Origin of the sequence: Paracoccus chinensis (genome assembly GCF_900102885.1) — a bacterium.
GTDB classification, from domain to species: Bacteria; Pseudomonadota; Alphaproteobacteria; order Rhodobacterales; family Rhodobacteraceae; genus Paracoccus; species Paracoccus chinensis.
The window spans coordinates 1-18,044 of sequence record NZ_FNGE01000030.1 but is presented as its reverse complement, the minus strand read 5'-3'; the positions used below and the strand labels follow the sequence as shown (position 1 = coordinate 18,044).

At 65.7% G+C, this 18,044-nt stretch carries 21 protein-coding genes; 4 read left to right on the top strand and 17 right to left on the bottom strand.

The window, feature by feature from the left end; genetic code table 11:
• Window positions 1-664 precede the first annotated feature (664 nt).
• Genes BLQ03_RS16530 through BLQ03_RS16520 form a run of 3 tightly spaced genes read left to right on the top strand, consistent with a single transcriptional unit; the run spans window position 665 to window position 2,539 of the window.
• Window positions 665-1,432 carry a ParA family protein gene (locus BLQ03_RS16530; RefSeq protein WP_090757409.1) on the top strand — a complete coding sequence of 256 codons (768 nt, stop codon included), beginning with the start codon at window positions 665-667 and terminating at the stop codon, window positions 1,430-1,432.
• Window positions 1,422-2,135, top strand: coding sequence for a hypothetical protein (locus BLQ03_RS18105; protein WP_139166789.1), 714 nt, complete (start codon window positions 1,422-1,424; stop codon window positions 2,133-2,135). Before BLQ03_RS16530 ends, BLQ03_RS18105 begins: the two co-directional genes overlap by 11 nt.
• Window positions 2,132-2,539, top strand: coding sequence for a hypothetical protein (locus tag BLQ03_RS16520; RefSeq protein ID WP_090757407.1), 408 nt, complete (start codon window positions 2,132-2,134; stop codon window positions 2,537-2,539). Before BLQ03_RS18105 ends, BLQ03_RS16520 begins: the two co-directional genes overlap by 4 nt.
• A 343-nt stretch (window positions 2,540-2,882) precedes the next feature.
• On the opposite strand, the gene BLQ03_RS18450 is transcribed toward BLQ03_RS16520, so the two are convergent.
• From BLQ03_RS18450 to BLQ03_RS16490, 7 genes are all read right to left on the bottom strand, one after another.
• The gene (locus BLQ03_RS18450; RefSeq protein ID WP_175558924.1) at window positions 2,883-3,050 is read right to left on the bottom strand and encodes a hypothetical protein; all 168 of its coding nucleotides are present in this window, start codon (window positions 3,048-3,050) and stop codon (window positions 2,883-2,885) included.
• Window positions 3,047-3,226, bottom strand: a complete 180-nt coding sequence (locus tag BLQ03_RS16515) for a hypothetical protein (RefSeq protein WP_090757406.1) — start codon at window positions 3,224-3,226, stop codon at window positions 3,047-3,049. Before BLQ03_RS16515 ends, BLQ03_RS18450 begins: the two co-directional genes overlap by 4 nt.
• Entirely contained in the window at window positions 3,223-3,477 is a 255-nt protein-coding gene (locus BLQ03_RS16510) for a zincin-like metallopeptidase domain-containing protein (RefSeq protein WP_090757405.1), read from the bottom strand. Before BLQ03_RS16510 ends, BLQ03_RS16515 begins: the two co-directional genes overlap by 4 nt.
• Before the next feature lie 330 nt (window positions 3,478-3,807).
• Entirely contained in the window at window positions 3,808-5,157 is a 1,350-nt protein-coding gene (locus BLQ03_RS16505; RefSeq protein ID WP_090757404.1) for a dihydrolipoyl dehydrogenase family protein, read from the bottom strand.
• A complete protein-coding gene (locus BLQ03_RS16500; RefSeq protein WP_021224338.1) occupies window positions 5,139-5,918 on the bottom strand; it encodes an organomercurial lyase in 780 nt (259 codons plus the stop codon). The genes BLQ03_RS16505 and BLQ03_RS16500 overlap by 19 nt, the downstream gene beginning before the upstream one ends.
• Window positions 5,919-5,930: 12 nt before the next feature.
• A complete protein-coding gene (locus BLQ03_RS16495) occupies window positions 5,931-6,155 on the bottom strand; it encodes a GDCCVxC domain-containing (seleno)protein (RefSeq protein ID WP_090757403.1) in 225 nt (74 codons plus the stop codon).
• Entirely contained in the window at window positions 6,148-6,507 is a 360-nt protein-coding gene (locus tag BLQ03_RS16490; protein ID WP_021224336.1) for a hypothetical protein, read from the bottom strand. The genes BLQ03_RS16495 and BLQ03_RS16490 overlap by 8 nt, the downstream gene beginning before the upstream one ends.
• A gap of 74 nt (window positions 6,508-6,581) precedes the next feature.
• Between BLQ03_RS16490 and BLQ03_RS16485 the strand changes: the two genes are divergently transcribed.
• Window positions 6,582-6,998 carry a MerR family transcriptional regulator gene (locus BLQ03_RS16485; protein WP_016744720.1) on the top strand — a complete coding sequence of 139 codons (417 nt, stop codon included), beginning with the start codon at window positions 6,582-6,584 and terminating at the stop codon, window positions 6,996-6,998.
• Between the two features lie 3 nt (window positions 6,999-7,001).
• On the opposite strand, the gene BLQ03_RS16480 is transcribed toward BLQ03_RS16485, so the two are convergent.
• From BLQ03_RS16480 to BLQ03_RS16440, 10 genes are all read right to left on the bottom strand, one after another.
• Window positions 7,002-7,865, bottom strand: a complete 864-nt coding sequence (locus BLQ03_RS16480) for an ArdC family protein (protein WP_090757402.1) — start codon at window positions 7,863-7,865, stop codon at window positions 7,002-7,004.
• 168 nt (window positions 7,866-8,033) lie between these two features.
• Entirely contained in the window at window positions 8,034-10,196 is a 2,163-nt protein-coding gene (locus BLQ03_RS16475) for a hypothetical protein (protein WP_016744722.1), read from the bottom strand.
• Window positions 10,193-11,980: a hypothetical protein gene (locus BLQ03_RS16470; protein WP_021224414.1), complete on the bottom strand. Its 1,788-nt coding sequence runs from the start codon at window positions 11,978-11,980 to the stop codon at window positions 10,193-10,195. Before BLQ03_RS16470 ends, BLQ03_RS16475 begins: the two co-directional genes overlap by 4 nt.
• Complete coding sequence (locus BLQ03_RS16465) at window positions 11,977-13,326, bottom strand: tyrosine-type recombinase/integrase (protein WP_016744724.1); 1,350 nt, start codon at window positions 13,324-13,326, stop codon at window positions 11,977-11,979. The genes BLQ03_RS16470 and BLQ03_RS16465 overlap by 4 nt, the downstream gene beginning before the upstream one ends.
• 156 nt (window positions 13,327-13,482) lie before the next feature.
• Window positions 13,483-14,211 carry an ArdC family protein gene (locus tag BLQ03_RS16460; protein ID WP_090757401.1) on the bottom strand — a complete coding sequence of 243 codons (729 nt, stop codon included), beginning with the start codon at window positions 14,209-14,211 and terminating at the stop codon, window positions 13,483-13,485.
• A 782-nt stretch (window positions 14,212-14,993) separates the two neighbouring features.
• Entirely contained in the window at window positions 14,994-15,161 is a 168-nt protein-coding gene (locus BLQ03_RS18445) for a hypothetical protein (protein ID WP_175558923.1), read from the bottom strand.
• Between the two features lie 378 nt (window positions 15,162-15,539).
• On the bottom strand, window positions 15,540-15,731 hold the full coding sequence (locus BLQ03_RS16455) for a hypothetical protein (RefSeq protein WP_090757400.1): 192 nt from the start codon (window positions 15,729-15,731) through the stop codon (window positions 15,540-15,542).
• A 62-nt stretch (window positions 15,732-15,793) separates the two neighbouring features.
• Window positions 15,794-17,143 carry a class I SAM-dependent methyltransferase gene (locus BLQ03_RS16450; protein WP_090757399.1) on the bottom strand — a complete coding sequence of 450 codons (1,350 nt, stop codon included), beginning with the start codon at window positions 17,141-17,143 and terminating at the stop codon, window positions 15,794-15,796.
• On the bottom strand, window positions 17,140-17,613 hold the full coding sequence (locus tag BLQ03_RS16445; protein WP_090757398.1) for a hypothetical protein: 474 nt from the start codon (window positions 17,611-17,613) through the stop codon (window positions 17,140-17,142). The genes BLQ03_RS16450 and BLQ03_RS16445 overlap by 4 nt, the downstream gene beginning before the upstream one ends.
• 10 nt (window positions 17,614-17,623) lie before the next feature.
• On the bottom strand, window positions 17,624-17,881 hold the full coding sequence (locus tag BLQ03_RS16440) for a hypothetical protein (RefSeq protein ID WP_090757397.1): 258 nt from the start codon (window positions 17,879-17,881) through the stop codon (window positions 17,624-17,626).
• Window positions 17,882-18,044: the final 163 nt, after the last annotated feature.

Sequence of the window (18,044 nt, the reverse complement as noted above, 5' to 3'; positions counted from 1 at the left end):
CTCCTCGGGTTTGTGCTTCTTCTGGGGCATCCTTCTGTCCTCCATCTGGCTCGAAAGCCTACTTCAGGGAGGACCACTTTTCAGGGGGCAGACCATATCTCATGTGTAAAAAATTAAAGTTGTATTTCTTGCCAATCTACAAGGCTAGTGTGGGTCGAGACTGATGAAATGTCAATGAAATCTGGCTTGACCCACACTAGCCTTTCCGTTTCAGGCAACAGTCCAAGCAGTGCGACGGGGCTGATAGGTGCGCAGAGGCGTTGAGCAGGCCGCTGAACGCCCTTAAGCCCATTCCGGGCGCCGCTCCCCCTGAACACTCCTTATCGGCCCCCTAGCGGCCCTAGACGGCTCGCACCGGGTGCTGTGTCCAGATCAAGGCTAGTGGCTAAGGTGCGACAGCAACCTGTGCTAACCTTACGTCGTCATGTTACGTCTTCCCGTCGCGTCGTTGCGTTGCGTCATCCCGTCGCGTCATTGCGTCGCGTTGCAGCGTCGCGTTGTTGCGTCACGTCCTATCGCCGCGTCGTCGCGTCGCGTCGGCCCGTCGCGTCGTTACGTCGCGACGGCTTGACATAGCGTTGCAGGGGGATAGGAATGAAGCTGTGCCTGCCATCATCAAACAAATTGCCTCAAAAGAGGCTGGGACAGAAACGGAGCTAACAAAATGGCAACTGTGCTTGGAATGATCAGCCGAAAGGGCGGCGCAGGAAAGTCAACTATAACTAAGCTCTTGGCCTCTGCCTTTGCCTTCACCGATCATAAATGCCTGATAATCGACCTGGACCCTAGCAAAGATATTGTGAACTGGTGGGTTACAGCGAATGAAACGGGTTACGCCGACAAAAACATCATTGTTCGCGCTCCGACCGATGCTGACGATCTATTCGATTTGGTCTCACGCTATGAGGATGAGGTCGAGTTCATCATAATCGACACAAAGGGCGAGGGCAGCTCTTGGGCAGTTGATCTAGCAAGCGTGTCAGACGTTCTAATCGTTCCATGCATGAACGCTAAAGGTGATCGCGAACGCACAAAAGAAACATTAGAATGGCATCAGGATTTGAAAAGGAGAGCTGAGAACCCAGACACGATACCGCCTCTTAGGATTGTGCTTTCCAGAGTGAAGCCAAACCTTCTGACGCATGTTCGTGGCAATCCGAAGCCAAAGGATCTAGCGGCACGTGAGTTTGAGCGCCATTACGAAATCATTGACCAGTTCAATCCTCTTGCCACGATGGTGCCAGAAAAGACGCAGTATCGTGAAATGGATGAACTAGGTCCATTGGGTGCTGTTCTGACCAAGTGCAGAGACAGCGAAGACAAAAACGAAAAGCTCAAGGCTTTTCACTTCGAGGCTGCTCTAGCTCACGCCATCACTCTTGTGAATAACATCTTCGACGACAGGAGAATGGGGGATACCCATGGCGCGTGAACGCATCAGAACCACCAGAGAAGATGCTACCGGCTTCGAGGAAGGGGTGGCGGGTGTTCGCAAACCCACAATCCTCAAGCCCTTCAATAAGGATGCCCTGGAAGCATTCAACAAGCGGAAGAAGGCAAGTGCAGCAACTTCAGAACCGCATCCAAGGCTCTCAGGTTCACTTGAAACCGCCATCCCTGACGCCAGCGAAAACCTACAGTTGCCAGCAGATAATACCCCTGTCCAACCGGAGTCGGTCCAGCAGGAACCAATCATGAGTGCGACCGAGACGGCACCCAAGGAGGCATTGGGTTCCACGGCTCCGGTCCTCGCAACGATCGTTCTTCCGCCCCGCGCTAAGCAGAACCGCGGAGTAAAAGTCGATGTGCGCCTCAGGCTGCTGGTCCGACAAGTGGAACCCATGAGGAAGATCGTGGAGAGGGGTATCGACCCTGGCGACGTGCTGCGAGCTGCCTACAGCCGTCTTCCAGAAATCCGCATCGAACCTCGCTACATCCCACAAGTGCAGGAACCAAGTGGGCCTACACAGTGGAACTACCGCACCTCTGTCGCCGTGAAGAAGGAGATACTTCAGGCGATCCAGGATCAGGTTCTCAATGGTGCAGAGGCCCCGCGATCCAGTCTGATAGTCGGCCAGATCGAACGAGCTTGGTTCGCCTGCGTGGACGACACAATCAAGGAACTCTCAAAATGAAGCACATGGCTCTTGCCGCTGCCTTCTGTGTGGTTGCCGTCCCTGCATCGGCTTGGGATGAAGAAACCGATTTCAGGGGGCTTCATATCTACACCGCCTCCGGTGACGGGATCTCCGCCACGGCCGTCTGTGATCCCGATGGCGCCTTTATTCCTCCGACCAACCACCTGAGCGTCACGCTCGACGGTGAACCGCTGGATGGGGAGTATCTGATCAAGTCCCCGACACAGGCGCATCAAGGCAAGATGGTTTCCGGCTCCGCCGTCAGTCGCGATGGCGAAGACTGGAAGGGCCTCGTTGGCGTTTTGCGCAGTGGGTCGCAGATCGAGCTGACAGCAAACGGCAAGACCTTCCGGTTCGACACCGGCTCCCCGCTTCCGGTTTCGTGTGGCGCTGACGCCTAAAATCTTCTGAGGCAGAGCCAACCCCGCGCCATGCGGGGCAGGAGACCGGAATTGTCCACCCGTGGCAGACTGTTGCCACGGGCTTGCAGCCTACGAACGGAACGTGCCCCCAAAGAGCGAAGGGACGTGAGTAGGCTGTGGTCAATTCCGGCGTGGTCGGGGCTATGCTTGCCGCCACGCTCCAATGGCATCATGTGACGGCGCAGCCGTCTCCGCTTTGCCGCGTTTGCGGCTCCCGCGCGGATAGCGCAGGGCCAGGCGGGGCGGGGCCGGCTCGACGGCTCCGCCCCGCCTGATCAACCTGATCGGCAAGGGAAAACCCCCGCTGCTGCGGGGGCCGGTGTCAGATCGCGCTGATCAATCGCTCTCCGCGCGTGGGGTGCATTTCATAGATCAGAACCTCGATGCCGAGACGGGCGGCGCGGCGTCGGCCGCGCCGCTCCGCTTCCGCCAAGGTCGCGCAGATGATGGGCAGGTCGTCGGGATCGTCCCGGATCTCGTAGGTGGTCAAAGTGAGACTCCCGGCTTGAGGTTTCCGGCCGCGTCCAGCCAGCCGCGCAGCGTGGCGCAATCCATGCAGATGCAGGTTCCGGTTCCCTCGACCACAACCGGCGCGAAATAAACCCAAGGGTTGCTCCTGCCGCATTTGCGGCAGGACAGGTGGGGCAGGGGGTGGGGGCCGCTCATGCGGCCCTCTTTTCTTCTGCCTCGATCTGCTGACCCTTCATCAGCCATTCGGCGGCCTTCTGCGCCTCGCTGGCGGCTTTGAAGATCAGCCGCTTGTCGTCCTTCAAAGCGCGCAGCCAGCTTTGGACATAGGCGCCGGACTGGTCAAAATCGGGGGTCAGGCCAAGCCGGGCGCAGGTCATGCAGTTGCCAATCTCCGCAATATATCCTGACAGTCCAGCCCAAAATGGCGGTTGGAAGGTGAAAACCATCGGTTGCCTCCAGCACTGCCCAAAAGCCCCATGGCCTCCCCCGAGGCGGGGGTGGGCGGCGAGAGCGACCGGAGAGGCCTGCTGAAGCGGCGGGCTGCACCCGCAGGGGCGAAATGAAATGGAGCAGCCCGGCGAAGCCGAGGCTTGCAGCGCGCCGCGGCGGGCCTAGCAGGGAGCGCCGACCACTCCCGCATCGAGGGAGAGGCCAAAAAATCGGAGCCGCCGCGCAAGCGGCGTCCGCTTAATGGCGGGCGACAGCCCGCATCGACATGCATCGCGAAGCGGCCGATCGCGCGAGGGATCGGCCGCCATGGCAGTGGCGCTCGTGCGTTAAGTCAGCATGTAGCCGACGTCGGAGGCGCCGGTCGGATAGGCGAACATGGTGGAGCGAAGATCGGCCGCGGTGAGGCCGTGGCGGATTGCCAGACCGAAAACGTTGATTACCTCGTCGGCGTTCGGCCCCACGAGATGCGCGCCGAGGATGAGGTCCGTGTCCTCGTCGATCAGCAGCTTATGGCCGTAGACCGGCTCGGCGAGGCGGCGGGCGGTGAACCAGTCTGGCGTCGAGGCTGCGTTGACCCGGAGCGCGACGCCGCCGCGGCGCGCCGCCTCCTCTGACAGTCCGACGGCGGCGATCGGCGGCAGAGTGAAGGCCACGCTCGGCACGCCGCGATAGTCCGGCTGGTGCGTCGGGCCATCCAGGAGGTTGGCGGCAACTACCTTGGCATCGTGGCTGGACACCGGCGTCAGCCGCGGCCCGCCTCCGGCAGCGTCGCCGGCGGCATAGACCCGCGGGTTGGAAATGCTCCGCAGATGCGCGTCGAGCTGCAGGCGCCCGTCCTGCACGGCCACCTCGCCGGCGGACAGGTCGAGCGCCTTGAGGTCAGGACCGCGCCCGGCGGCATGAACGACGAGATCGGCGGCGACGCTGAGATCAGGCTCGCCCTGGCGCTCGGCGTGGACCAGCAGACCGCTCCCGCTGCGCTCGACCCGGGTAACGGTGGCACCGGTCTCGACGCGGATGCCGAGCGCCTCGAACCGGGGCGTCAGCCAGCCCACCAGGTCGGGATCGAAGTGCGGCAGGAGCCGCTCGGCCCGCTGTAGGATGGTGACCTCTGCGCCCGCTCGGGCCGCCAGATGCGAGAACTCCGCAGCGACATAGCCGCCGCCGATCAGCACGATCCGGCGCGGCAGGGCCTGAAGCTCCAGGAACGCATCGCTTGTGCTCACCAGATCTTCGCCCGGAATGCCGAGCGGGACTGGACGCGCGCCGCTGGCGATCAGGATATGGCGGGCCCGCAATGTCCGGCCTTCCACCACGATCGTGTCTGGGCCGGCAAAGCGAGCAACACCGTGTAATGCGTCGACACCGAGCTCGGCGTAGCGGTGCGCCTGCTTGGCGGGGATCGGATCGGTGAAGGTCCGCTTGAACGCCATCAGGTCGGGCCAGTCGATCGCCAGCGTGCCGTCGACGCCATGTCTGGCCATGCGCCTTGCCGCGTCGATCGCTTCCTCGCCGCTGACCAGCATCCTCTTGGGATCGCAGCCACGCAGCGCACAGGTGCCGCCGAACGGACGGTGATCGATGACGGCGACGGACCATCCAGCGGCACGGACCCGGCCGACCGCGACCTGCGCTGCCGTGCCACTGCCGATGACGATCAGGTCGTAGGAAGCCATGGTCGCATCTCCATCCGCATCGGCGCAAAAATCGCGCGCCCAACCTCGAGCGCTTCGGCCAGGCACAGACGAATGCCGTCATCGGCTCCGACCGGACCGCTCGCGCACCAGGCCGCCAGATGATCGTCATCGCAGAAGAAGGCCTGCAAGGTGCAGAGCGACGATGCCGCGCAGCCACTGGCATAGCGACGGCCGGACCAGACGACGATCGCGCCCGGCTCAACCTCTTCCAGCTCGCGGCCGCGGCTGGGGGTATGGATGGCGAGCGTGCGCCGGCACTGGCGGCAGGCCGAGCGGATCATGCAGTCCCGCTCCAGCATGGCGCCGATCCCCAACGCGTCGATGGCGCACATGGCGCTCATGGTCACTCCGCTGACTTCGACTTGATGTTCGCTGGGGCCGTCGGTGAACGGATAGGCGCCGGTCACCCGGCCCGCGCCGTCGAGGACCACGAGATCGCGCCCGGCGAGCCGCTGCAGGGCCGAGCCGACCTCGCCGGAGGGGAGTCCCGATGCGGCGGCGATCTGTGCCGGCACCGGCGAGCGACCATCGGCAGCATAGGCTTGAAGCACGGCGCGCCGGACCCGCTCCTCGACGCCGTCCATCCCGCGCCACTTCGAACCGATGAACGCCGCGAACAGTGCCGTCAGGGCTGCGCGGGCGCTGGGTGTTGTGACTGCGCTCCAGTCCGGGACAACGGCACCGCCGGGAAATGTAACCGTCGATCCAAAGGCGGCTTCAGCGGATGATGCGCGCGCCATCGCCCGCCCTCCTCAGCCGCAGCACGCCTTGCCGCCGCTCTCCTGGATCGGCGGACAGGGCACGTCGCCGTAGGAGCAATAGACGCAGCAATCGCCCGGCTTGGGCTTGAGGACCGCGCCGCAACCCCGGCAGTCGTAGAAATACTGGCAGGCATTGGTCGGCATGGTCTCCGTCGCCTGATGACCGCAGTGGGGACAGGTCAGCGTCGAGCGCAGCTCGGGGGTGGCATCAGACATAGCGATAGCCTGCCCAGAGCAGGGCCGCACCGAGCAGCAATCCGATGAGCGTGAGAACACGCATCCAGCGCGGCGTGCATATGCCGCCCGGCCCACAGCGCGCCGCCGTAACTTGCTGGCGCAACAGCAGCGCCGCGCCGGCAAGCAGGCACAATGCGCCAATGAGGAGAAGCGGCGTGCGATACGGCGCGGCGACAATGGCCACGCCGCCGAGCCAAGCTGCGCCGATCCCGGCGGATGCGAAGAGGATCGGCAGCGCACAGCAGGCGGCGACGCCGAACGCCGCAGCGATCCCCGCCAGCGTGAGCGTGGCGGTGCCGATCCCCTTAGGCGGGCTTGGCGTCTGGGTCACGGGCGACTCCTTGTGGCGGGCATTGAGCTGTCCTAACATCTGTAGCGACTACAGACTCAAGAGGTATTTTGGGGATGGCCGCAACCGGCGCGATCCAGATCGGCGAACTCTCACGCCGCACCGGATGCAACATCGAGACGATCCGCTATTACGAGCGGATCGGGCTGCTGCCCGCTCCGCCGCGGCGGGGCCGCTACCGCAGCTATGGCCGGGAGGACGTGGCTCGCCTGGGCTTCGTGCGCCGCGCGAGGGAGCTGGGCTTTACCCTGGACGAGGTACGCGCCTTGCTCGGACTCGCGGTTGGCGGTCAGGCCTCCTGCGCCGAGGTGCGCGAGCTCGCGGCGTCGCACCTGAAGGACGTACGCGCGCGGATCGCGGACCTCAAGCGGATGGAACGGGTTCTGGCCGACTCGGTGCGCGCCTGCGATGCCGGTCGGGATCCGGGCTGTCCGCTGCTCGACACACTTGGCGCCGAAGTGCGGGTCGCGTGAGCATTACGGCTGTCGGGCGTGCATCCAGTCGGCTGCCGCCTGCGCCTTGCTCGCCGCGGTGAAGATCGCCCGAGGCTCGTCCTTGAGCAGTTGCAGCCAGGAGGCGATGTAGGCCGCATGATCGGGTCGCGGTTCGTGCGCGATCCCGAGATCGGCAAGCAGGAACGATGCGGTCAGCTCGGCGGTTGCTTCCTCCATCGCGAGCGCGTGCCTGGTCCACTTGGCGCTGAAATCCCGGTCGAGCCGATGGACTGCGCCACTGGCATGAGCCGCTTCGTGAATGTGGGTGGCACAGAAGCCGTGGGCGTCGTGGAAGGCGCTGAAATCCGGCAAGTGGATGCGGTCTTCGGCGATGTGATAATAGGCACTGGCCGAGCCGTAGACGGTATCGATGCCGAGCGCGGCGATGAAGGCTTCGGCGGCGGCGAGGCGTTCGCTCTCGGGCAGGACCGGCCCCGGTTCGGGCGCATAGCCATCGACCTGATCGGCGTTGAACAGGCTGAATGCCTTGGCGAAAAGCCGTCGGTGGTCGTCATCGTCGCCGGCGTCATCGCCCTTCGCGCGAAACTCCTTCCAGAGGACGCCGAGGCTGGCGTGCTCGCCCTTGCGGACCTGCGCGCCGAGCGCCTGCCACTGGCGATAGGTGCCCCAGACCCCGCTCGCATAGCCGCTGCCATAGGCGGCCGCCCAGAGCGAGACCGTATTTATGCCGCGATAGGGCTTGCCGCTGGCGACGTTGGTCGGGCGGGTGACGTCGGCGCCGGAATGATGCCACGGCATGCGCCAGGTGCCGGTGCCGGCTTCGATCGCGGCGACGATCGCGTCGGTGACGCGCGCATAGACGTCTGAGCGTGGTGAGGCTGACATGATCTGTTCTCCGTTCTCGCGCCGGGGACCATCCCCGGCGGCGGAGGCCCGTTCGCGCCGGGCACAGGGGGCTCGCGCACCCGTCAGGGCCGCAGCGAAGCGGAGGACGGCGAAGCCGTTGCGCGGGTGCGCCGACCGGCGCAGGACTCCGCCAACAGCCGGGGTGGTCTACGGCGCGGGAGGGTCGATCCCGGCAATCACCGCGGTCAGGCGGTCAAGCTCGCCCTCAAGCGCGCGGCGCTGGAGATCGGACATGCGCCGTTCGCGTAAATGCGCCCTGGCATCATCGGCCGCGCGCTCCCACGCCGGCCTGTGGCGGGCGGTGATACAGGCGTTGGGGCAGCGGGTCGGCTCGCACAGAGCGGTGAGCGGCTGCCTGGGATCGGGGGTCGTCACGCGCTTGAGGCAGAGCGCGGTCGCGGGATCGAAGAAGCAATCCGCGAGCAGACCGACGTGGAAGGTGCGCGCGACGCTGGCGAGCATGACGCGCAGGCGGGCCCGATCGGCGATCATGGCGGGCAGTGGCCCGAGCTTAACGGCGGCATCGTCGAGGGTCCGCGCGATGCGTGGTCCCGCCGGTCCGCCGAGTGATGCGCCGCCCTGCCGCCGGTCGAAATAGTCCAGCAGATCGTCAATCTGACCGAGCCGGCGCTGCGCCTCGACCTCTGCGCGAAACCCCGATCCACTGGTCCCGGCATAGCCCTCGAAAGCGGCGACCGAGGCATGCTTGTACTGGATCATGCCGGCGATGGTGCCGAACGGACGGTTGGCGATGTGCCACGCGATGGTGCGCCGGAACTGCCGCGTCGTGATGCGCCACGGCTTGCCATCGGGGCCGGGTGGGATGACCGGCGCATCGGGGCTGCCGAAGACGGTGTTGAGGTGGTCGCGGAAGGCGTTGAGCTGGCGGACCACCTCGCTCGACAGATGCGTCTTGGTGACAGCGCGGGGACGAAGCACCGGCCAGAGCGTGTCGCTTCCAGTCTTCCGTGCCGCGTGTTCCGACAGCCGTTCGAGCACCGTGATCGCCTCGGCCACCGGTTCGATCGTCACCCAGCTCGCCGACTCACCGGCGCTCGATCGGCGCTTGTAGAGGGTCGATCGGACGCGTTGCCGCTCGATCAGGCCGTCTTCGCTGCGCGCGATCGAGAGGCAGCCGCGCCGCATCGCCTGGACCTCGCAGTCGCGCATGCCGGTCAGATAGGCGCATACGATATAGGCGGCGGCCTGCAGCATCCGCTCCTCGATCGCTAGGGTCTTCACGTCGAAGCGGGCACGCCATGGCCGACCGCTCTCGGGAGCGATCGAGATCGGCGTGTCCATGCCGCCGACCTCGGTACCAAGCGATGCAACCGCTTCGCGAATGACATCCGGTGCGCCGGTAGTGAGCATGAGATGCATGGCCGGCTCGGCGACGGCATCGATGCCGGCATGCAAATGGAGGAGATGGGCGTTGATCGGCGGGGTTGCATCCCCGGTGAGGGGATCGATGCGCGTGGCGCCGTTGTGTGCCGTCGTCCAGATGGGCACGCCGCGTCCTTGCCGGGCTCGGCGCGCGAGATAGCGCTCGAGGCGCGCGCGCTGCCGCAGGCGGCGCTCTGCATCAGGCAGTCCGCGTTCGGCGGCGAGCAGCCGAGCGCGGACTGCCTCGAGCCGATCGAGCGCGACCCGAGCCGCCAGAATATCGGTCGCGAAGGTCGTGACATAGCGCAGCGACCAGGCGAGCAGCGGCGTGACAATCTCCTCCGGCATGCGTGGGGTGCGGTTCTCGCGCACATGCCGATATCCGGCGACGCGCGCAGCCGCTTGCCCGGCCCACGGCTCGAACCCGAGACCGCCTCCAGGCAGGTGATCCCGGAGATGGTAGAGATCGGTGACCACCTGCAAGAGCTGGCCGACGATGACGGGGCGCCGCGCTGAATCATCCCGCAGGTGGCGCGCATAAGCGTCGATCAGCGCCTGATCGATGCGGCCCAGGTCGAGCCGCCCAAGCCGCTCGCGCGCGAAGGCGAAGAACCGGCGAGCCCGGTTGAATGCCTGTCGGATGCTGGCGGGCGGCAGCTTCGGGTGGTAGCCGGGAAGACCGACGTTGAGGCGGGCGTAGAGATAGGCGCGCATTGCCGCCTGCACATCGGCATGTTCGAGCACGTCGAAATGCACGGTGACGTGGCAGCGCCGAGCGTTCTCGCGGAAGACGGCGGGACCGAGATCCCAGGTCGGGTCGCCGACGTGCGACAGCTCCTCGCGGGCATGGCCCGCCTTGAGCGGCGCGCTCGCCAGCACAGGGCGATCGTCGAACGCGGGCACGAGGGCATGGACGGGCGTGGTCATGCGCGTGCCTCCGGCGGCAGATAGAGCCGTTCGCTCCCCATCTGCCGGCGCGCTTCGGCGATAACGGCATCGGAGAAGACCGGCAGGACCTGGACCGTGATCCGGGTGTGGACGCGGCCGAACTTGGCGGCCCAGTCGCTCGCCGGCAGGCTGCATCGCTGCTCTTCGACGAACGCGAGAAAGGCGAGGATCGCGGGGAGCTTGCGCGCGGTGATGACGGCGTTGGGACAATCGAGGCAGCCCCAGAAGGGCTGCGCGCAGGGCGAACCGGGCTCGGCGAAAGGACTGCTATGGAAGCCCGCGCAGGCGGCGAGCCAGACATCCTGTTCGCCGTCGAGCACCGGACCCACCGTATCAGCCGACATCAGCGACGCGACCTGTTCGGGCGCTTCGCGCAGCGCCTGCTCGGCGGTGGGTGGAAGCACGGTCGGCATCGCCGCAGCGACCGCTGCGCGGAAGGCATCGGCGACGGCCGCCTCGTGCAACGGCCGGAGCGACGGCAGATCGGCATAGTGGCGCGCCGCGACCTCGCGGGTGTGACCGACCGCGAAGCGGGCCATATGCCCCTCGGTCTTGGTGTACCATAGCGCCTTGTGGGTCTTGCGCAGCCGGGAAAGCAGCAGATGGAGCGGCTTCCCATCATCGCCGGCGATACCATGGCGACGAGCCCAGGCGGCGAGTTGGAACTTGGGATCGACGATGCCGGCGCGAAGGCCGCCAACGTTGTGATAGAGCCAGAGGCAATCGTCGGTCAGATGCTCGCGTGCGACGGCGGTGACGTCGATCAGGCGACGCATGAGGCCGCCGGGTGTGCCGCTACCACCATCGCGGACCCGCATGCTCTTGTGCTCGGCACCGCGGGCGCGGCGCTTCAGATAGCGTAGCTCCACCGTGCCGGCATGCGGGTTGGTGAGACAATCCACGGTCAGCGTCTTCAGGCACTCCGGCTCGAGGCCGGTATCGAGCGTGAGCAGCACGAGCAGCGCCGGCAGATCGCGCGCGAGCAGATGATGGCGGCCATGCAGGTCGTCGATGAGCGTGCTGATCGGCAATCCGCGCCGCATGCGCATGAAATAGAGGCGCTTCAGCGCGGGCTGGTCTGCGACGATAAAGCCCTGCCGCGCGATGATCGCTTCGACATCGGCGCGCGCCCTGGCGACGACAGGGTCGCCCTCATCAGTGCGGTCGTCGGCGCCGAGGCGGCGAAGCATCGCTTCGATATCGGCCCTCGCGGCGTCGCGCAGCGCGCGGGCGACGAAGGGGCTATAGGCATCGCGCGGGGTCGAGCGGCCCGCCGAAGTGGCCAGCGTGTAGCGCAGCCGCTCATGCAGGTCGGGCGCGATCCGATCGGGCCGGTCTGCCTCGATCGCGCGCAGCGTGTTGATGACCTTGCCGACCGTTATGTGCCGGTGGATCGCGCCCATCCCACGCCGTTCGAGCGCGGACGCAAAGCCATCGATATGGACTGCGCGCAGGTCGTTGACGCCGGTCACCTCCGGCGCATCATCGCCAAGCCAGGCGAAGAAGTGGCGATAGACCTGAACATACTGCTTGATGACGCTGGCCGCACCGATGGGGCCGCCGAGCGCCGCCGATCGACGCAGCGCACCGGCGAAAGCGATGGCGAGTGGGCGAGGATCGAGCCCGGTCATATCGACTAGGACCGTTCCGCCATGCCGCGCCTCGATGGTGAACTTGAGGCCGAGCACAGGATCGGGCTGCGATCGCTCCGGCGTGATCGGCGCAAAGGCGACAGGCCGGCCCTTGCGGGGACGCCCGCTCATACGCCTTGCGGCCCCGGCAGTAACGCCAGCAGCCCCTCGACGGCCGCGTCCACCGTATCGGCGCGGGTCGCGATATGGTCGAGGTAGATATAGGTGGTGGTGAGGCTGGCGTGGCCAAGCAGGCGTTGCACCTGTTGCAGCGGGTCGCCCAGGATCAGCCGATAGCTCTCCACCGGCCCCACCGGCAATGCCGCTTCGCGCAGCCGCTGCTGGATCAGCAAGGCGAGCATATGGACTGCGAAGGCGTGGCGAAGCTGGTGCGGGCTGATCGACAGCGGGAAGCCGTTCTGTGCGCACCGCTTGCAGGCGCGGGTGAAGATCACCTCCCACGAGTTGGGGCGGACAGGCTGGCCGACCTCGGTCAGCCATAGCGCCGCCGGCTCGCGGGGCGTTCCATCCTCGTCGCACAGGATCAGGCGGCATCGTTCCTCCGGGGTGCAGATATCGCGCATGCGGTCGAGACCGGCGCGGGTGACAGGGATCGGTCGGTCGAAGCTGGCCGCACCGTCGCGCGCGGCGAACTTGGCCACGCCCGCGGCGCGCTCGACCGCGACATAGGCGGCGATCTGACGAAGCAGCCGGCGTGGGACCAGAACGCTGCGTCCGCGGTCGCCCTTGGTGAGCGGCGGCGGAAGGGGCAACCAAAGTTGTTGGACGTCACCGTCCTCGCGGTCGATCGCCGCGAGCTCGGCAGTGAGCAGGCCCGACGCCTCTTCGAGGCGCAGGCCGGTGGTGACGAGAAGATCGGCGAATAGCGCGTTGCGCAGCCCGTTGCGATCGCGAGCGCCGGGGCGCTCCGTGCCGTCAGGGGTGAGCCCGCGCAGGCCGAGCTCGCGGAAAATGCGGTAATCGTCCATCGTGACGAACCGGACGTCCGACCGCCTGGCGACGCGCTCATAGGCGTCGTTGCGCGCCGCGATCATGCCGCGACGGCCACCCTGCGCCGGTCGCCAAACGGCGCGGCGGCTGAACGGCGCGTCGGCGATCAGCCCTTGCTGCTCGCCCCAGCGGTAGAGGCGATCGAGGCTGGCGACGGCCCGGTTCCAGCTTGCCGCCGTGATCCGGTGATCGGCCTCGTCGCGGCGTCGCTCACGATGATAGGCGCCGACATCGTCGCGGGTCGCAGCCCACACGGTCTTGCCGCAGGCATCGAGAAAGCGAAGCCAGACCGCGACATCATAGGCGTAGGCGCGAAGCGAGTGCCGCGAACGGACCCCCGACAGCGGCAGGTCGAGAAAGAAGCGATCCAGATCGGGATGATAGAGCGCATCGCCACGCAGGATCAGCGGCACATGCGCATCGAGGCCCCTGGCCTCGCGCCGCTCGCAAACAGCAATGATCGACACCGGCGCGAAACCCTCCCCCCGGACCCCCCACCCGGAAACTGACCTCGCACCGTTGCGCCCTATGGCCCGGCAGCTATCAGGCTGGCCTCCGCCAGCTCTTGGGTCAGCGCTACGGCCAGCCTGATAACTGCCTACCGTGGGCGTCCATCGCCGACCTTACTGCAATGTTGCGGACGGCGCAGACTGTCCAGATAACGCCACCAATTCCTCGAACGCGTAAGCCTTGCGGTCGGTGAAGCGGCCAAGCCGATCAAGGCGGCTCTTGTGTCCGGTCCAGTGGGTCGCCTCGTGGGCAAGCGTGGCATAGTAGCCTGCGGCGCTGTGGAACGTCGCAATCGGCGGCATGTGGATGAAGTCCTCGCGAGGGTTGTAGTAGGCTTGCGGCTCGTCGCTGGTGCGAATGTCCGCGCCGGTGGCTGCAAAAAAGGCGTCAAGGGCGGGGTCGGCCTCGGTGCCAAGGTCGCGGGCAGGCTCAGTGGGGGTGCCGTAGTATTCTGCGGGCAGGCCGTCGATCTGCTCGGCGTTAAACACGCGGTAGGCTTTCAGGTAGGGCAGGCGGCGTTCCTCGCCCGTTTCCGCGTCCTCGCGTTCAAAGGTGCCGTATTTGACAACGGTTGACGATTTCTCGCCCTTGCGGACCTGTCCGCCTGCCTCCTGCGCCTGCTTGTAGGTGAACCAGCGGGCGGCGCGGTAGCCTTTGGCGTCTGCGGCCAGCCACAACATCAGCACGTTGATGCCGGAATAGGGTTCGCCGTTGCTCCGCAGCGGGAAAGGGGCGCCACCCTTATCGCCGGTCCACGGCTTGCGCCATGCCGGGGTGCCTGCTTTGAGGCTGGCAATGATGCTGTCGGTGACATGGGCGTAGAGGTCGAACTTGTCAGCCATTTGTGGCTCTCCTTGAGCGACGGGGCGGCCGGGTCTTCTGCCCGTTCCGCCGATGGGCGAGCCTTCCTGATCTGATTTCTGAAAGGCCCATGCCTTTCGGAAAGCAGAGCGGGGAGGGCGCAGCCCTGCCCGTAGCCCCGGCCGAGACTGTCAAGGGGTCGGGAAGGCGGGGTGGTGCGGCCCGCAGCCCGGCAACGGGCGAGGACACGGCCCGCCTGGACGACGACGCCCAACGGGCGGCGCTTGCCCCTTGACCGGCTCGGGCGGGGATGCGTGGCGGACAGGAAAACAAAAAGGCTGCGGACGGGGGGTGAGCGGGCGACAGCCCGTCGATCCCCCGGAACGACAAATGGATCATCCTGGCCCGCGCCTCGCGCGGGCCTCTCCCGTGTCTTCTGCCTGGGCGGCGCCGCAACGGCAGGGGAGGTCAGACGGGAAAGCAGCTATCTCTGTGCAGCACCGACAGCCTGCAACTGCCCGCCCGGTTGACCACAGGCCGTTTGCTCGATCCCTGAGGTCTCGCTTAGAGCCTGCTGCGGCCTTGCGCCTCCACTCCCAAGGTCGTTCCAGCACAAGGCTGGACAACCGGGCTCACGGCCCGCGTCAGCGGTCCCGCCCGAAGGGACGAGATGGGCAGGGCAGGGCGACCAGGACCGGCGGGCGAGGGACTGGCTCGGGACGAGACAGGCATCCGCGCGCCGCAGCCGGGAGCATCGCCCTGACCAGCTCGGGTGGAGGCCGCTTGCGGCCGGAACCGGGGACGCGACCCGAAGGGGGACGCCCTACTTGATGACTTTACGCATGGAAGGCGAGAGGCGGGCCAATCCGACGACTTCGTAGGCTTTGGTTTCGGGATTGAGGACCATGAGGCAGTTGCCCCGCAGTTCCAACTGAATGATGCCTTCTGGATCACTCAGGCTGTCAAATTGCGACAGCATCAACTCGATCATGTCTCGGGTGACTTCAGCCCTGCAATCGGTTGCCGTCTCTCGTGCCGCAAACATTGAAACCCGCCCCTCTGTAAGATGAACGGATGTTAACGGACTTTTAAGACAAAGCTATGCCGCTAGCTAAAAAGACAGTCCAAAAGGACAGTTTTCAGATTTCGATTGACAACCTTGCCAGAGCGTCACGTGCTAACTGGCTGGGTTGATCCAGGTTTTCCTGTCGTGCGACACGGCGCTTGGCCGGTGCCGCCTGCGGCAGGCGCGGTAGGAAAAAGGCCCCGCGCAAGCGGGGCCTTAAGTTACTCCGTCGCTAGATGGAGCATTGCGGTCCTTAGCACTTTCTGATGGTCGGCACTACGGTATTCTCGTGCAGGATCTGGCTCAGCAGTCCGGCAGGGCAGGGCCGGGGTAGGGGTTGGCGGGCCCATAGCGAACACCGTCCTGCTCGAAACAGCCTGTGAAGCCGGAAAGCCAGGCGCGGTGCAACGCGCTGCGCGCAGCGAGGCGGCGCAGCCAACGCGGCATGGCGCGGCCGGAATATCCTGCAAGATAGACGCGCTGATAGAGGTTCATGGGTGATCCGTGCGGAGGACAGGGGCCAGGGGCAGGCGTTAGCCTACCCCTGGCATTTTCAGTTACGCCTTGGGCTTGTGATAGACGCAATAGCCGGTCGGAACATTGGTGCCGGAGCTGGCGAAGCTGCCCACGGGCAGATCGGTCCAGCGGCCTATGGTGGTGCCGTGGTCATAGTGGGCCGTCGCGGGCAGGATGCAGACCAGGACGCCGCCCGGCTTCAGGAACTTCACCGCATGATCCAGATGCAGCTTGTAGTGCCGGCCATAGAAGGGCGGGTTCATCACGACTGCATCAAAGCGCGGATCGGGGGCGACCTGCAGGAAATTGGCGGTCATGACGGAATGTCCCTTGGCGCGGGCCTGCTCGGCGCGGCCTGCGTCATACTCGATGCCGGTCACGGTGACGGGTGCGCGGCCCCGCCGGTCCTCGCGGTTCTCGTTCCACGCGGCCAGTTCGTCCATGATCCGGCCGTCGCCGCAGGACGGCTCAAGGATCTGTTCGCCGCCTGACAGGTGCAGGGCGCTGACAACCTCCTGCGCGACACGGCGGGGCGTGGGGTAGAATTGCAGATCCCGGGCAACTTCCGTGCTGGGCCGCTTGGCCTCAGCCTCGGTCGGCGCGTCGGGCAGAACCTCGCCATAGAACTCGGCCAGGGCGCGGTTGATGTCGAGCCGTCCATCCTCGTTGAAGATCAGATGTGCGTTGCCGTTCTTGAAGGCGCGGATAAAGCCCGCGCAGCAATCGGCTTCGCCGTGCCGTTCGGCCTCCTTCATCATGTCGGCAAACTCGCGGTATTCATAGCGCGGCTGGCCCCGATAGACGCGCAGGGCGTTCAAGGTGTCCTTCAGCCGCTCCTGGCCCCAACCGTTCCAGCCGGTCGCGCTGCCGATGATGATGCGCTTGGGCAGGCCCTCGACGCCGATCTTGACCTTGGAATGGCTCTTGTAGGCCGGGTCCAGATCGCAGAAGCACTCGGCCAGGCCCTTGAGGACGTGAAACCGGGGGTCCAGCAGGTAATCCCCGAACACTTCAGCAATGTTGGGCAGGGTGAAGGGCAGGGGGTTGGTCAGCTTCAGGTCGAGCTGCTTGCGGTCCTTGGCACTGGCAATGCGCTCGATCTGCAAGCCCTTATAGACATGCTTCCAAGCCGAACGCAGCAGGGAAAGGCGCACATCGCGTTCGTAGAGGCTCGGGCTCCGGGAAAAAATCTGCCCGCCATAGGCTCCGCCGATGCAGGCCGCGACGTTGATTGCCGTCTCGGCCCGGTTGAACTCAGCAATCGCCTCGGGAATGGCCGCGGCCTTCTCGTCATACTCGGCCACGATCTCGGACAGGCTGCGGCGCAGGGCCGGGGCTGCATGTTCGGTGGTTTCCCCGATCTTCGGAAACTCGGTGTTGTGATAGGTCATGCGGTCGCCTCCTGCCGGGCGGCAAAGGCATCGAGCATGAGATAAAGCGTCTCAAGGGTGGGCGCGTCGCCATAGATCACGTCGCGGCCAACCAGTGCCGGGTCGGTCTCGCACTTGGCGCGGACGCGCCTGTCATGATCCAGATAGGCGTTGACCGTGAAGCGGCTTTCGCCTGCGCCGCTGTCATAGAAATAGACGTGCCACTTGAGAAGCTGGTCGGGGTTGTCGTCGGCCTCGGCCATCAACTCCTGCGCGGCCAGGGTCTGAACCTCGACGGATCGGGCGCAATCGCGGATGAAGCCGTTGCTTTTCGGACCCTTGAAATCGGCGCTGTCGCGGATGCCGAACACGTTGCCGGGGCAACGCTCGGCCACAAGGCGGGCCAGGATCTGTGCGCTGCGGGCGCTGCCGGTGGCGGCAACATAAGGGGCCGGGTGCATGTCGATCTGGACCACGGAAGAATAGGTCATCGCCGCCTCCTTACTGGCTCAGGGCGGCATAGGTGCCGCGATCTTCGTAGCGGATGATGGGTTCGCCGGTCTCCGGCAGGCCGCCCCAGCAGGGGCCGACGAAACCTGCGATCTTCGGCTGGCCCTGCAACTCGGGGCGCAGGCGGGTGCGGGTCTCAAGCCCGGTGATCTCGGTCCCCATGTTCTCGACCCATGCGGCAAGGTCATCGGTCACGACGCGGCTCATGCCGCTGTCGTCGGTCATGGTGACGATCTCGAAAAGTGCCATGTGTGGCTCTCCTTTAGCGACGGGGCGGCCGGGTCTTCTGCCCATTCCGCCGATGGGCGAGCCTTCCTGATCTGCTGTCTCGAAAGGCCCATGCCTTTCGGAAAGCAGAGCGGGGAGGGCGCAGCCCTGCCCGTGGCCCCGGCCGAGACTGTCACGGGGTCGG

Coding starts and splice junctions, on each gene's coding strand:
- BLQ03_RS16505 (WP_090757404.1), bottom strand. CDS start 5,157: ATGGCTTCCTACGACCTGATCGTCATCGGCAGTGGCACGGCAGCGCAG.
- BLQ03_RS16500 (WP_021224338.1), bottom strand. CDS start 5,918: ATGGCGCGCGCATCATCCGCTGAAGCCGCCTTTGGATCGACGGTTACA.
- BLQ03_RS16445 (WP_090757398.1), bottom strand. CDS start 17,613: ATGACCTATTCTTCCGTGGTCCAGATCGACATGCACCCGGCCCCTTAT.
- BLQ03_RS16485 (WP_016744720.1), top strand. CDS start 6,582: ATGGCCGCAACCGGCGCGATCCAGATCGGCGAACTCTCACGCCGCACC.
- BLQ03_RS16515 (WP_090757406.1), bottom strand. CDS start 3,226: ATGAGCGGCCCCCACCCCCTGCCCCACCTGTCCTGCCGCAAATGCGGC.
- BLQ03_RS16495 (WP_090757403.1), bottom strand. CDS start 6,155: ATGTCTGATGCCACCCCCGAGCTGCGCTCGACGCTGACCTGTCCCCAC.
- BLQ03_RS16520 (WP_090757407.1), top strand. CDS start 2,132: ATGAAGCACATGGCTCTTGCCGCTGCCTTCTGTGTGGTTGCCGTCCCT.
- BLQ03_RS16440 (WP_090757397.1), bottom strand. CDS start 17,881: ATGGCACTTTTCGAGATCGTCACCATGACCGACGACAGCGGCATGAGC.
- BLQ03_RS18105 (WP_139166789.1), top strand. CDS start 1,422: ATGGCGCGTGAACGCATCAGAACCACCAGAGAAGATGCTACCGGCTTC.
- BLQ03_RS16455 (WP_090757400.1), bottom strand. CDS start 15,731: ATGAACCTCTATCAGCGCGTCTATCTTGCAGGATATTCCGGCCGCGCC.
- BLQ03_RS16470 (WP_021224414.1), bottom strand. CDS start 11,980: ATGAGCGGGCGTCCCCGCAAGGGCCGGCCTGTCGCCTTTGCGCCGATC.
- BLQ03_RS16510 (WP_090757405.1), bottom strand. CDS start 3,477: ATGGTTTTCACCTTCCAACCGCCATTTTGGGCTGGACTGTCAGGATAT.
- BLQ03_RS16450 (WP_090757399.1), bottom strand. CDS start 17,143: ATGACCTATCACAACACCGAGTTTCCGAAGATCGGGGAAACCACCGAA.
- BLQ03_RS16460 (WP_090757401.1), bottom strand. CDS start 14,211: ATGGCTGACAAGTTCGACCTCTACGCCCATGTCACCGACAGCATCATT.
- BLQ03_RS16475 (WP_016744722.1), bottom strand. CDS start 10,196: ATGACCACGCCCGTCCATGCCCTCGTGCCCGCGTTCGACGATCGCCCT.
- BLQ03_RS18445 (WP_175558923.1), bottom strand. CDS start 15,161: ATGATCGAGTTGATGCTGTCGCAATTTGACAGCCTGAGTGATCCAGAA.
- BLQ03_RS16530 (WP_090757409.1), top strand. CDS start 665: ATGGCAACTGTGCTTGGAATGATCAGCCGAAAGGGCGGCGCAGGAAAG.
- BLQ03_RS16480 (WP_090757402.1), bottom strand. CDS start 7,865: ATGTCAGCCTCACCACGCTCAGACGTCTATGCGCGCGTCACCGACGCG.